Source organism: Fructobacillus tropaeoli (assembly GCF_016860625.1).
Lineage (GTDB): Bacteria > Bacillota > Bacilli > Lactobacillales > Lactobacillaceae > Fructobacillus > Fructobacillus tropaeoli.
Window position 1 is genome coordinate 37042 of the sequence record NZ_BOJU01000001.1, and the last position, 13726, is coordinate 50767.

General features: G+C 37.6%; 14 protein-coding genes. All 14 read right to left on the bottom strand.

From position 1 onward, the window contains the following. Nucleotides 1-8: 8 nt before the first annotated feature. Nucleotides 9-581: a hypothetical protein gene (locus FT12353_RS00150; RefSeq protein WP_203616759.1), complete on the bottom strand. Its 573-nt coding sequence runs from the start codon at nt 579-581 to the stop codon at nt 9-11. Nucleotides 582-595: 14 nt separating this feature from the next. Continuing rightward, nucleotides 596-1279: an ADP-ribosyltransferase-containing protein gene (locus FT12353_RS00155; protein WP_203616762.1), complete on the bottom strand. Its 684-nt coding sequence runs from the start codon at nt 1277-1279 to the stop codon at nt 596-598. A gap of 190 nt (nt 1280-1469) precedes the next feature. Next, nucleotides 1470-1742, bottom strand: a complete 273-nt coding sequence (locus FT12353_RS00160) for a hypothetical protein (protein WP_203616764.1) — start codon at nt 1740-1742, stop codon at nt 1470-1472. A gap of 122 nt (nt 1743-1864) precedes the next feature. After that, entirely contained in the window at nt 1865-2470 is a 606-nt protein-coding gene (locus FT12353_RS00165; protein ID WP_203616766.1) for a hypothetical protein, read from the bottom strand. After that, on the bottom strand, nt 2467-3042 hold the full coding sequence (locus tag FT12353_RS00170; protein ID WP_203616768.1) for a hypothetical protein: 576 nt from the start codon (nt 3040-3042) through the stop codon (nt 2467-2469). Before FT12353_RS00170 ends, FT12353_RS00165 begins: the two co-directional genes overlap by 4 nt. A gap of 18 nt (nt 3043-3060) precedes the next feature. Further along, the gene (locus tag FT12353_RS00175; protein WP_203616770.1) at nt 3061-3501 is read right to left on the bottom strand and encodes a thioredoxin family protein; all 441 of its coding nucleotides are present in this window, start codon (nt 3499-3501) and stop codon (nt 3061-3063) included. 11 nt (nt 3502-3512) lie between these two features. Continuing rightward, nucleotides 3513-4886 carry a phage tail tip lysozyme gene (locus FT12353_RS00180; RefSeq protein WP_203616772.1) on the bottom strand — a complete coding sequence of 458 codons (1374 nt, stop codon included), beginning with the start codon at nt 4884-4886 and terminating at the stop codon, nt 3513-3515. Then, complete coding sequence (locus FT12353_RS00185; RefSeq protein ID WP_239061145.1) at nt 4887-6806, bottom strand: helicase HerA domain-containing protein; 1920 nt, start codon at nt 6804-6806, stop codon at nt 4887-4889. 25 nt (nt 6807-6831) lie between these two features. Next, nucleotides 6832-7494, bottom strand: a complete 663-nt coding sequence (locus FT12353_RS00190; RefSeq protein WP_203616803.1) for a TraC-like domain-containing protein — start codon at nt 7492-7494, stop codon at nt 6832-6834. Nucleotides 7495-7496: 2 nt separating this feature from the next. After that, nucleotides 7497-7826 carry a DUF5592 family protein gene (locus tag FT12353_RS00195; protein ID WP_203616805.1) on the bottom strand — a complete coding sequence of 110 codons (330 nt, stop codon included), beginning with the start codon at nt 7824-7826 and terminating at the stop codon, nt 7497-7499. 137 nt (nt 7827-7963) lie between these two features. Continuing rightward, nucleotides 7964-8617, bottom strand: coding sequence for a hypothetical protein (locus FT12353_RS00200; protein ID WP_203616808.1), 654 nt, complete (start codon nt 8615-8617; stop codon nt 7964-7966). Nucleotides 8618-8736: 119 nt separating this feature from the next. Continuing rightward, the gene (locus tag FT12353_RS00205) at nt 8737-10779 is read right to left on the bottom strand and encodes a DUF8208 domain-containing protein (RefSeq protein ID WP_203616811.1); all 2043 of its coding nucleotides are present in this window, start codon (nt 10777-10779) and stop codon (nt 8737-8739) included. A 16-nt stretch (nt 10780-10795) separates the two neighbouring features. Beyond that, on the bottom strand, nt 10796-13531 hold the full coding sequence (locus FT12353_RS00210; protein ID WP_203616814.1) for a type IV secretory system conjugative DNA transfer family protein: 2736 nt from the start codon (nt 13529-13531) through the stop codon (nt 10796-10798). After that, nucleotides 13528-13695 (bottom strand): hypothetical protein, encoded by a 168-nt coding sequence (locus FT12353_RS00215; RefSeq protein WP_203616817.1) that lies wholly within the window; start codon nt 13693-13695, stop codon nt 13528-13530. Before FT12353_RS00215 ends, FT12353_RS00210 begins: the two co-directional genes overlap by 4 nt. Nucleotides 13696-13726: the final 31 nt, after the last annotated feature.

The following is a 13726-nucleotide window of genomic DNA, read 5'->3' on the forward strand; positions in this document are numbered from 1 at the left end:
TCTGCCCCTTAGTATTCAATAGTTGATTCGTTAGATAAAGAATTAAGATAAGCTAAATCATCATGTGATGATTTAGCAATTATTGAATTTTCTGAAATTGGGGTCTGATCTTTGTCTGCTTGATTAATATTTACATCTTCCAAAAGCCAATCAGCTCCGGTTTTTTGAATAATCTCAACTTCCTCACTCGTCAGGTTTGCATCATCATCCGGTGCACTCAGAGCACCACCAAGATAATCCGTCATAAGTGCCATATCTTCTTCCACGTCGTCAATTATTTCTGGTTTTATTTCATCACGTAAATAAACACCAAAGTAACTTTCTGGTTCATCAACACCTGAATTTTCGGGATAAACAAAGTCCATGTCTTTTAAAATGACACGCAAACTTTCCGGCGAAGGTTTTTGAGAATTAAATCCATTTCTTTTTAAGTCGTCAACAATATTCATAGCTCCGGTTTTTTCTAGTTCTCGTTCGGCAGCACGAATGACTTCTTTTACTACCAGAGTGTTATAAGTTTGTTCAGATCGTTGCCAAAGAGCTAAATATTCTTCTTTTAATGATTGCCATTCTTTCTGCATTGCTGATTCCCTCCTTATTGGTGCAATTCAATTTCTGATAGAGTACTCAGATACTCGGCATCATCAGCTGTTAGTTCTGGTTGAATGGTTTGTTCTTGCACAAGTTGTGGCTCATGCACTGATTCTTTTTCAATAATTGAAAGATTATTAGGATCAAAAACTACTAAAGCTGGATGCCCCTCAGAATCGACCTGAGTCCAGTCGGGAGCGGATCCAATTATTGCTTGGCTCAATCCTCTTCCAACAGCCTCACTTTCATTAGACAAATTTCGTAATTCGTTGATCACATCAAGATCGTTAGCTTCATCTTCAAGTAAATTAAAAGCAATTTCTTGCGCAATCTCTTCATTTTCTTCGTTCCAACCAACTTCAAGATCAGGATTTCCGGAATAATCCACAAGTGTGTATGGATATTCATCTTGTACTTCGGTGATTGACTTTAAGATTTGAACGACATCTTCCTGAGTCATTGTTACTTGTTCTGGATCAAGTTGACGCATATCGTTAATCTTGGAAGTATCAACATGATAAACGAATCCCTGGTTTTCGTGACCTTTACCGGTACCAGCGTATGACCTTGCAACTTCTTTACTCTGAGTCAGATAAATACCAAAACCCTGTGCACGGCCATTTGTTCCAATTGCTTGGTGTTTAAATGAATCAAAGTTTGATGATGAACCGTGATACCACTTTTCCATCAGAATTTCCTCCATATAGGGAAGTTTCCCTACCATGACTATGGTTGAATGAAGGTAAATTACTGATATTCCCTTTTTTAAAAACAGCTGACTCATATTCGCGTTGAGCGTTCATAAAATCCAGCTACTTTAAATACATTAAAAAAAGCACCATCAGTGGAGATAGTGCTTTGTTATATGAAATAATTAGTTATTGTAGTAACAATTGAACCGATACACCCGTTGCTCGTTCTAACGATTGAACAAATTCATCAATATATTTTGAGTTACGTTTGGAATAGCTACCAACTTGGCGTGAAATGGTTGAATGATTGATCTTGTGCCATTCAAAGAAAATGTTATATTTTTCAGTAAAAGGGGTCCCAACCACTCTAAAATGATAAAGGGTATTCCTTTCTTTGCGAAATAAAGGCTCAATTTGGCGCTTTATTTTATTTACAGTCAAATCAATTTCATTATCCATGATAAACTCCTATCAAGATAATTATACGAACATTTGTTCGTATAAGCAATATCTTATTTTGGTTTTTGCTTACCATGCGTATATTTATAAATATGAGCATACATATATGTATAAATATATGTTTAATTTCCAGACATTACTGTACTATTTGCTTCAAATTTCTCAGTACCAACAAAATGGACGTCGGTTATCTTTTTCTGCGTTGTATCAAAAGTAACGTGATAATCTAAAATCGATTGACCACTATTGAAGCCATTATATTTGGCATTCACCTTCACTTGGACAATCCCTTCTTGAAGGTCGGTATTGCTTTGGTTCTTGTCTGGGAAAAATAATACATTAGTAACATCAGATTGAAGGCCTGAAGTATCAATATAATGGTTCCCATCTACATAATCATTTGGAAATAGTTGTTGATTAGAGGTTATCTGACTAGTAGCATACTTTTCACTTGCAGTAGCCCGTTGATTAAACGTTTGAGAGTCATTAAAAGTATGATAAATGGTAAAAAAACGTGTGGCGACATCTTGTGCATCATTAAATTGCCATTGGTTATTAACAACTTTCAAAATTTGAGTCGTTTTTTTTTGGTTTTTCGTAATCCGTTGTTTCAAAGCTGTCTGTTGTTGAGCTAAGAACATATTAAGCAGGGCAAACATAATAATAATTAGGATTGCTATGAATAACAAAAAATATTTTTTACTAAATACTTTTAGTTTTTGAATCATGACTGCCCTCCACTATTACCACTATCCGTTTGATTAATTGCGGCCGAAACAATGGAATCTGATTGAGGATTATAAACTGCCTGGACAATTTTTTGATCATTATTAGGCCCATTTTGATACTGAACTGTTAGCATCATTGAAACAAGGCCATCATGATAATTGGAACTGGAGTTAATCGATTGAATATCACTTCGATAACTTTTTCCTGAATCATTATCGGTATTTGGGAACATAAATGGTAAAACCGATTTCACGAGTGGTTCTAGATGGTTTTGAAGTGCTGTTTTGTTATCAATTTTTGAACCACCATAACTAGCCGCTAAGTAGATCATTTGATTGGCTAGTTGATTACCCCGACGAATTTGTTGATTGATTGTATCAACATATTTTTCTTTGGAAATTTGTTGATGAACTACCGGTGTGGCACTTGCTTGCTTGCTCAATGCAATTGTTTGCGACATGTTTTGAATCGTTTGAAAAATCAGAACACCGATAATTACTAAAAATGAAATAAAGGTGAGCCAGCCAACTTTTGACAAGTTTTTAAAGAAAAAACCAATGCGTTTTTTCATTTTCCTCCTCCTTTGCTCTTAAGAATTCAAAATAGCCTTCAATTGTTGAACGTTGGTCCCTGTATAACGTCCTACCACAGTACCATTCTTCAAATGCAAAATGGTTGGATAGCGCGAAATACCATAGTCGGTTAAAATATCTGGATAACTATTTCCTTCACTGACCTTTTGATGCTCATTTGTAGATTCAATGACTAATACTGGCCTTTTTTGATTCTTAGAACTATCTAAAGCTGGAACAATCGTCTTAGAAGCTTGTTGACAATGCTGACAGCCGGCTTTATGAACAATAATTAAAGCATCTGGAGCAGATTTAACCGTTGCATATTCATTAGGTACTTGACCGTTGGGTGTATCAGGATAAGTTTTAGGTGTGAAATACATAAAAGATAATGCAAGAATAAAAAGCCCAATGAGTCCAGTGAAAAATAAAAATGTTCTTTTTCGATTAGAAAGCATAAGTCGCTCCTTTAATTTGTATTAGAATCTTGACCAGCGGCCATGAAGAATTTTGTAAATCCTGAGCCAATGACTCGATCATCATTATCATGACTCGATTTATTGATATCAGGAAGAACAGCAGCTGGTAATGGTAAATAATCAGCTGGCGACAAAATTGGTTGATTCCAGCTAGGTGTTTGAGTATCGCCACCGAAACCGGAGTCTTTTTTTGATAAACCAAAATGGACGTGGGCTGCTTTTATATTTTTGGGTTCAACATCACCACCATATCCCTGATACGTAATATGATCGCCACGTTTTACTTGGTCACCAACATGAACAGGAGGCTCTTTCATGGCATGGCCATAATAGGAATAATTATTATCAGTTTGTTTGATGATAACTACAAATTCATCTTTATTATGATTAACTGCTACCACTTTTCCATCATGAACAGCATATACCCACGAATTCTTATTACCATTTTTAACATCATCTTCGGTTAGGTTTTGATTTTGAAAATCTACTCCATTATGATCATGTTTTGTTGAAAGTTCGCTATAAGATGGATAGGTACCAGTTCCAAGACTATATGAGCCCTTAACTGGAAGACTATATCCTTTAGAGTTAGCTGGATTTGTGCCACTATCACCACAGTTATCAGCCAGTTCAACATGTTGACCATTTGTCTCAGCCTTTTGTCCGGCTGTCGCTGCATCACGAGCACCCAAAATAGCCGTATTGGCTTGAATAGAAGATCCGCCAAACTTTTGATAATACATTTTGGCAGAACTAGTAATGTCTTCAGTTTTCTCGGCTGCAGATCCTGGTGCACCTGGTATTTCATAATTTCTTGACCAATCGATAGCCGCTTGAGCAGGGTCAGTCGCCTTCCCTACTTTCTGCGCAACGTCCGAATAAGTGTTATGCAGTTCCCACGACACTAATTTCAATTCATTATCCAAAGTCAATGTACTTTTATCATTAGCCTTAATCGAGCCTTCGCGAGTGATTCGACCGCCATTACGATTGTTTGAGAAACCGGACCATTGAAAGATGCCGGCAACACCAGAACCAGCAGGGCCAGTTACAGCAGGATCTAACGTTTTATCTTCTCGACCAGCTGCGTTGCCTAAAGCGCCAGCGGCACCAGCACCGGAGAACCCCTCGGCATGAACTAAGTGATTAAAAATGATTTGAGCGTTTTGCTCTGTATCACCGCTTGTATCGGTTTGAACAACGTGTTGAGTGCCGGTATCACAACTATCATCTTCAGTTATCGAAACAAAAAGAAAAATGATTAGGCCAACACCTAAAAGTAAGAATCCGGCAATTAAAAAATAAGGACGTAGAATTTTTTTTAAAGAAAAAATTCGACCGTGAGATGATTTTTGAGTAAACATTTAATCACCTCCTTGAAACCTTTTTAATTGCGACTCGGTTGGTGAAACGTATACCTGGATATTAAGATCACCATCAATATTTAAAAGTGTACGTCGTGCTTTTAAGCGCGTAATTGATTTCAGCTCTGATGAAGTAATTGAATTTCCTAATATTTGATCTAAAGTATCAAGGTTACTATCGGGTAAATGGAAGAAGAAACGATATTGCAGTAAATCCATCATTTTTTTGATGTTTTTGTAGTATTCTTTGGCTTTGGCATCCGTTGTATTAGTATTAGTGACACCTAGGTCTTCAATCGTTGGCATAGCAAGCATGAGGCCTGCATAGTTTTTGCGCATTTGTTCCATTAAGGACACGATGTAATTCAAGTTATAGGCATTATCCATTTGGACATAATTTTGAGCCTCATCCAAAACAATCACAGAATGAGGAACTTGATCATAAGGTATATTTTCGTTTTGACGGCGAAGTCGCCAACGTTTTCCATTATTAATGATATTTTGTTGTTCAATCGTCAAGGCCACATAGGTCATTGCATTAAAAATATCTTTAGTGGTTAATAGACTAGAGACATCGTACCGAACAAATTGTTCGTGACTTAAGTCGGGAAACGTTGTTGTGCCATTAAAGACAGTTCCATGTTTAGATGCCATGACTTCGAAAGTGGCGATAATACGGTGCAAGCTGGCAGCCGAAAAGAGATTGTCAGCAGCATCACGGCCGTTTAAAGCTCGGTTTTTTGCTCGAAGGAACGGAATAAATTGGTTCAGCGTTGGGTACTCACTGTCGGGAATAAAGATATTGATCTGTGAGGTATCTCTCATTGGATTAGCCGTCCACATACCACGATCAATATAAAATTCAGTAATTAGAGAATTTAAAGCAATACGATCTTCAGCCAGCATTTCCTGGGTTAGGTTTTGGGACATAAAACCGTAGATTGCCAATAACTTTTCAATGTGTTGGTTAAAAGAACCAACCACGTCTACATTCTCACCCGTGGAATCGGTGACTGTCTTATAAATTTGAAAAGGATTGATTAAGCCATCTTCTCCATTTAATTTCACCGAAATGCCATCAGTGTATTTAGTAATTCCTGCATATTCACCAGATGGATCCATTATAGCCATCCGATGCCCGCGCTTAAAACCATCTTCAACCAACATTTTTTGCAATGTTGACTTCCCATAGCCTGCTGAACCAAAAAAGCCCATAAACGGACGAGTACGATTTTGTCCATCTCGCAAATACGGATTAAAAATAACGGTACCACCGGTTGATGTGGTACCAATAACCGTTCCATAAGCATCATCTTGTTTAGATGAATCTTGCCAATAAGCACCGCCTAAATCAGCAGAAGACATGGATAGGCCTTCTTGGCGTTCCGTTAAGAGTTCTAATTGCTTACTAGCTGGGGTCCACATTGAGCGCCATTCATCAAATTGAAATTCGCGTAGTGTAGCAAACTTAAAGTCTGTAAATTTTGCTTTAATATCTTTGACATTTTGACGTAACGCGCGTTTGTTGGCGGCATAAACTAATAAACGAATATAGACTCGCATTGGTTTTTGATCCGCCTTATTGACATTAAATGCTAATCGAGCAAACTCATCACCGCTGTCTGTGAAGGCATCGGTCAGTCCACCTTTAGAAGTGTCCTCAAGGTTGGAATCTGCACGATTTAAGCGTTCATTAAAACTCTTCTTATCTTCAACACTGGTTGACAACATAAAAATTGTATTTGGCAGTGTGGCGAGTTGAGAAAGCCAGTGGTTAGGTAATTCTAGAGATTTGACTTCATGGACATACATAAATTGCGCATAGCCATTGGACAGCTTGATATAATCACTAAAAATATCAATGCCACCATGAGGTTGTGTATTCAATATAGTTTGAAAATCATATTCGTTGGCCACCATTGGCCCTTCGTAAAGTTTTCTCATTTTAATCAATATAGGAAGCTGGATTATTTAAAGCGTATAACCGTTCCTCTTTCTCCTTTCGTGTCATTTCTCGGAACCGAAACGGAGCATTATCCCCCGAAGATAAATTTCTTAGCAATATCATTTTGTTCTCCAATTGCCCTTTATTTTTCGCGAAAACCGCCATTAAAAATTCACGCGACCAAAAATTATTTTCAACAAAAATTAATCGATTAATCTCACCATTAACCATTTTTAAACGCTGATTTAATTGGTGTTTCCGACGAGTATTCGTTTCATTTTTAATTTCTTCTTCAAGTAACTCTTTATTGGTTTGCCAAGCCCGTTGCTGCTTGTGCGTATTTACTTTAAAGCTGTACCCAAAAAAGCTAATATTCGTTCCGGCGTTTTGAGCTCGAAAGAATTCCCCTGCTTCATTAACCAGAACACGACTTTGTTCCCCTGTTAAATCAGCAATTGACATGCCTCGCACTAAAACTAGTTCTGCATATGTACCGTCTTTCAAAGCAATATAGTTATGAACGTCATGCGTTAGGCTCTTATACCCTAAGAAGACAACCATATTATCCATTTTGTTTTGTAATTTTGGATCATAAAAATCAAATTTCTCTGGTTCATATACTGTATTATTAATTTTTTGTACATGTTCATTTACTAGTGGCATAATTACTTCTCCAAATCTTCAAGTTTAAATGCACGATAATGCTTTTTTCTTTTATGACGATTGGCATCAAATTGCCAAATCATAAATAGTTCATAGTTTCGTCTTTCTGGATTATCTGCTGGCCGTAAAAGTAAATAAAAAGTAAATGCAGCTAAAATCAAGATTGCTAAGACAGCCAATGGCATTTGATCAGCTGGGAAGAATCTGAAAAGAAAGAAACCTATAATGAGTGATCCTCCAGCAACTGAAACGTCTTTAAAAGTGATTTTGCTTTTTCCAAAAGTAATCTGCTTTCGAACTTTTGAAGCAACACTCCAATTATTATTTGCCATATCCAACACCTCACTTTGTTTTCTATTATGACTATGGTTGTTTTTTTGCCCTGTACTGATGTACCTTAATTACAAATTTTTAGACACAAAAAAAGGAACAGGTCATCTCCTGTTCCCTTTTTAATATATAAATTTAATCAACTATTATTGTCTTGTTTAAAAATAAATGTGTTTCGATCTTTATAGCCATTAACGTAGTAATCGGCAGTTAAATCAAATAAAAAGCTATCTTTGTCATGACCATTTCCGCTATCTTGGCTTAAATCACCAATTCCAAAGCCACTGTCGACATTGTCAGTATCAGATGATTCCCCGGTCCACCCTTTATTTACACCAATCATAACATCTTTAGGGGCTTTCATTGTAGAAATATAACCAGAATACGTGTCACTAGTCACGTTACTTAAATCCGGGTAAAGTGTTTTATCTCGAATCGTACTCTTCAAACCAAAAGTAGTTGGGCGAATGTTACCAGCCGTCACTACAGTTGGTGAAGAATTTGGATTCTCCTTTTCTAGTTCTAAAATTACTTTTTTAGTATTATCACTGATGGTTTTTCGACTAGGGTCATTTGTAAACAAAACAAGAACATTATTAGTTTTAGCTGCTTTTTTGACATCTTCGATGGTCCCAATTTTAAATTGGTTCTTTTTCCATGAATTGATACTTGATGAAGAATGATCAGTGTTTTGCATGTTCTTCGAATTGTGGTATTTCATATATGAAGCGCCGCCAATCACAATAATGACAGTGACAAGCACAATCCATAATATACTTTTCGTTTTCAACATAACTCATTTCCGCCTTCTACTTAGTTAATCAAAATATAGCATGACAGCGGTTTAAAAGCAAAAAGGCCAGCCTTTTTAAGGGCTTGACCTCTACTAATTCGAATATAAAAATGAGCCATTTATTTTTGATGAGCTGACTGATGTGGATCTTTTGAATCTTGTGCCAATTGTTGCATTGCACGTTGTCGTTTTTGTTTTAATTGAGCTTGGCGTTGCGCCGCTTTTTGACGAATTCGTTGAACTCGTTCTTCACTTTGGCGCTGCCGTTGTTGGCGCTCCATTTGCTCTAGACGTTGCTGAGTTGAAGGAGTGGAACTGTCACTTACCTTATTCTGATTGCCACTAGCACCATCTTCAGATTTCTCATTGGCATCACTGAAACTAGCTAACTTATCTGCAGCCTCTTGGCCTTGGTTATTAGTATTTGATTTTGAGGAACTACCTTTTTCATCGGTGGCTTTTTTACCTGCTGGAGTCCCTTCTGTTGGATTATTCTTGTTCGATTGATTTTTCTCAGAAGGAGAATTAGTTTCAGAGGAATCACTAAGTTTTCTAGAAGAGTCCTGTCCAAGCTTATCATTCTTTTTTTGATTTGAATTTTCGCTACCATCAGACTGCTTCTTATCTTCAGAACTCATTGGCTGACTACTGTCAGCGCGATTTTCTTCTGGTGTATCGGCATTAGATAATTGCTCAGCCTTTTCTTGATCTTGGTTCCCATGATCAACGACTGGATTATTGGGATTATCCTTTGGCTTATCATTTTGCCGTGCACGTTCTTGGCGAATCTTGCGGTGCTCATTCAATTTAGTGGCACCTGCTCCTGCTAATGCTCCCAATGCAACACCTGGTGCTGCCATACGGCCCATAAACGATCCTTGACCTTTAGCACCACCAGCCATACCAAATTGCTTTTCGATAGCAGAGGATCCATCATAACAAGCCCAAGCCAGAACACCCATTGTTAGTAGGTAGATAATTCCTTTGATAAAACCACCAGCATTTGCAAACTGGTTCGCTACACTATGTGGTAGTGGGCCAATTAAACTCGCAAAGATTTGAAGCATAAACAAATCCAGGAATATACCCAAATAGCCATTTACAATATCTTGTGCTGTCCCTTTAATGCCTTCAACTGAATTAGCGCCATCACGACCAGCTGCTACTGGAGCCACAATTATCTTTCCAAACATTCCAATTGAAGCACGCATAATCTTAATGGACATCAAAAAGCCAACTACAATAATGATAATAAAAGCGCCTGTTGCTGGAATATTTTGGACACGATAGCGCTTATAACTTACACCAAGACCTTTTAAAAAACCACCATCAAGGTCAATTTTTGTTAATCCATATTGAACACCACCGGTTGTAGAAGGGACTGTTTGTAATTGATAGTTAAAAACGCTACCGATATGATCATCTTTGTTATTATTTAATTTTTTTGTTCCGTAATCGTCCAGCGGACCAACGTCACTTTTTCCAATAGAATCTGTGAAATCAGGCACTTCATTATTTTGACCTAACTTATTATAGATTGGCGCACCATCTGAAAAAGGAGCTTGGCTAAAATTATTAATTGCCCACTGTTCCAGATCCAACGTATTGGTTTGCAGGGGTGTATCGGCGAAATTTAACGAACCATTCGAATTTCCAACAATCGAATTCATCAAACTTCCTGCCATGTAAAAAATGAATGGTAACAATAAAATCATGGCTAAATTTCCAAATATGTTTTTGGTTTTGGATTTTAAAACATCTGTTTTAGCACTCGTCATATAGCCAATCATGGACATAATGAAGTAGATACCCATTAATCCAGCCCCTAACGCAACTGAGGCAAGATATAGTACATGTAGTTGAGAGCCGGTGTCCTCCATGAGCATTTTTGGTAACGTATACAACGGAAATAACGCTGCCTGAATCAAATAATCTACTCCCGTAGCTAATGCGTGCAGTAAACCGTACCAAATGTTTTGAATCCATCCAAGTAAATTATTGATGACGTTTGTATTTGGCTGTAGCCATTCTTTACGATCCAAATAGAACTTAATTAAAGGATTGTCGCCATTTGTTGTCGTATGATCCCCAGTAGCCCACTGAATAATGTTTTGATCAAAATCAGAAAAGCCCTTCCCGGGAAATGGTGATAGTTGTGTCATATTCTTTTTCCTTTCATCATATTAAACTGGCTTGATATTTTTCCCAAAATTCAGCATAGGCTGGATGCGTTTCTAAATACAATTCATCGAAGAGCTTTAGATAATCAATTCGATAATCATCTAGGTTGATATACCGCTGTGGACTATCTACTTTAATTTTGGCCAACTCTGGCGAAGGATTTAAGTACCCTTGCAATAAATTATAGGAAGCTGGCATAGCAGTCCAGCCATAATCATAAATCGGATTAGTAGCGACTAAACGGCCCTTTTTATCCTCATTTTTTGCTGCCCGGAAGAATAGCATTTGGCCCGGCTTAAATTTCATAAGTTGTTCAGGATTTAAGAGAGGTTGCTCCTTCATTTGACGATTTCGATTATCGCCTTCTGCATTATTTTGGCCTTGATTTGAGTATACAATCGTTCGATTACCCAGCATCTTACTGATACCATCTGCTGTATCTTGCGAAGAAGTCTTAATATAAGCAAAGTTAGACGAGTTAGCACGAATAGTCGCTGCCGTTTGTTGACCGTAAACATCAGTCAATTGTTCCAGGTTTTGCAAGACCAGAGTAAATTCAATATTATAGCCCAGAGCTGAGGATAGTTTGGTTTCCAATCGAGGCCACTTAGGGAAGTTTCCGAATTCGTCCATTAAGAAGTGCATTCGATTAATAACTTTATTCTTATTACGTTGGGCCCAGTCATAATTTTCTTGATAAAGCTGTTCAATAAAGAACATTGCAATCGTGTTATATTGCTGATTTAAAGGCGGTAAAATTACGAAAAGAGCTGTACGCTTTTCAGAATAATCAAAACTAATTTCAAGTTCGCCATAAACCGGATCGGATTCGATATTCGTCTTAATGGACCGCACTGCATAACCATCAATAACATCTAGTCCTGAATATTCATCCTTAACCCTTTTCGCCTTAGAGCCAAAACCAGCTGTCTCATATTTTTTATAGGCCTTAACCGTAATATATTTATCGACCAGGGACATATTAGGTGGCAAAGATTCAAGATCTTGCCTATTTTCAGCATTAGTGAAAGTGACATTAAAGGTGGTCTCGTCGTCCAGTTTTGGTTCAATGGCATATTGAACCAGACCCATCTCGTCGGCAATCACCAAGTCCTCATATTCCTTGTCTCCAACTTTAAAATTGATTTGAACCTTACGATTGCCAAAATAATGTGGTAATTGAAGTTCCATGACACGAGGGAATCCAATTGATGAATAGCGAAAATCGTTAATTGTCGTCAACTTGCGCACATTAATATCAGAGGTGAAAATTTCAATATCGGAAAACATCGAGGCATAAATGTTACCCTTTGTTTCGGAGCCACCCATACCTGATTGATTAAAGGCAGCTATGGCCATATCTAAGAGCGGATCGGACTGGTGATTTTCAATATTTTGCTTTTGCAAAATACGGAAACAGTCCACAAGCATATCCAATTTATTCTTGTTTTTAGGACGGTCTTGAAAAGTAATGGCCTCAACAGGTTTTAAGAAACGTTCACCCGTGGCTGAACTAACAGACTCTTCCATCGTTCCCAATACCTGTAACATCTCCGCCACATTCGCGATTGTCACACGATCCCAGTCGTTTTCTCTACGCATCAGCCATAGCGTTGCCAAAGCCAAACCTGAAAATGTTGCGGCTGCTCCATTCGTAAAGAACTTACTTTTGGCATCTGAACCTTCATCAGGGAAAATAGTGTTAGCCAACTGACTAACCTTCAATCGTGCTCTAGGATAGTTGCCTTTTTTAGCATAATAGATAGCCTGAGTGAGCAAGTTAATCGGCATAGAATAATTAAGGTTATCAAAATTAGCAATTTTAACGTCATAATTATGTCGCCGTAACAAGTCTACTGTCATCGTTGACAGCTCACCTTTTAAATCGCCAATAATTAATGATTGTTCACCTGACCCTCTTGCAATTAAATCAATCGTTGGTTCAACGATTGATTTCCCTTTTCCCGCACGTGTATCAGCTACTAATAATGTATTAGTAGTCTTTGGATCAATAAAATATTGTCCAGGAATATTCTTTTTTGAAGGATTCGATTCTCCTTGAGCTGAAGAAGTATACTTGAGTAATTTCTTAGGAATTAAATGTGGCTTCACTGTCGCCAAAAACAAACGCAACCCTTCATGGGACAGATTAAATTGATGGCCAACAGGCACTGAGCCAAAACCTTCATACTCTAAACCACGGTCTGGGACTGCTAAGTACTGTTGCCTCATTTCATACGGTTCTGTCCATTCAGCACCACCAAACTCATCTTGTTGATCGTTTTTAATATTTCGCCACTGCCGCCTGAGATGATATAAGCCTAAAATGAAAATGCCGGTAAAGAACATCGTCCAAGCTAAAGAGTTGATTGGTGTTGTGTGTGGAAAAGGTGACAACACCTGAACCCAATTAAACGGATTAATATAGTCAAATAATTTCGATCCTACTCGATTAAACTGATCAGCATAACTGCCTCGGTTAATCCCAACTAATTCATCATAAAATGCAAAAGCAATCATCATGAAAAAATTAGTCATAATCACGCAAACCCACGCGGTAGCAATCATGTTTTTTGTCACCCATGCCGGTGTACCTTTTTGAAAAACACGGCGACCGAAATAAGGATCTCGCTTGCTTCTCAATTTAGTTAATTTAGAATATCCAGTAATAAATAATAATGACCCTAACACTTCCAGAATAAACAGAAAGAATTGATGAAAAAGAGAAATCATTTGGCTCCCCCCTCCACCCAAAGTGGTTCTGGTAATTGGGGCCGATTGTTACTTTGCCAAGGATAATCTTGGTTAATTTGTCGGATAATTGCTGCCTCACTATCTTTTGTGTAATAAATTTGACCAGTGTTGTGACCACGTGCGTGGTAATAAACATTTTCCATCTTTTACCTCACATTTTTTGTTTCTACAATT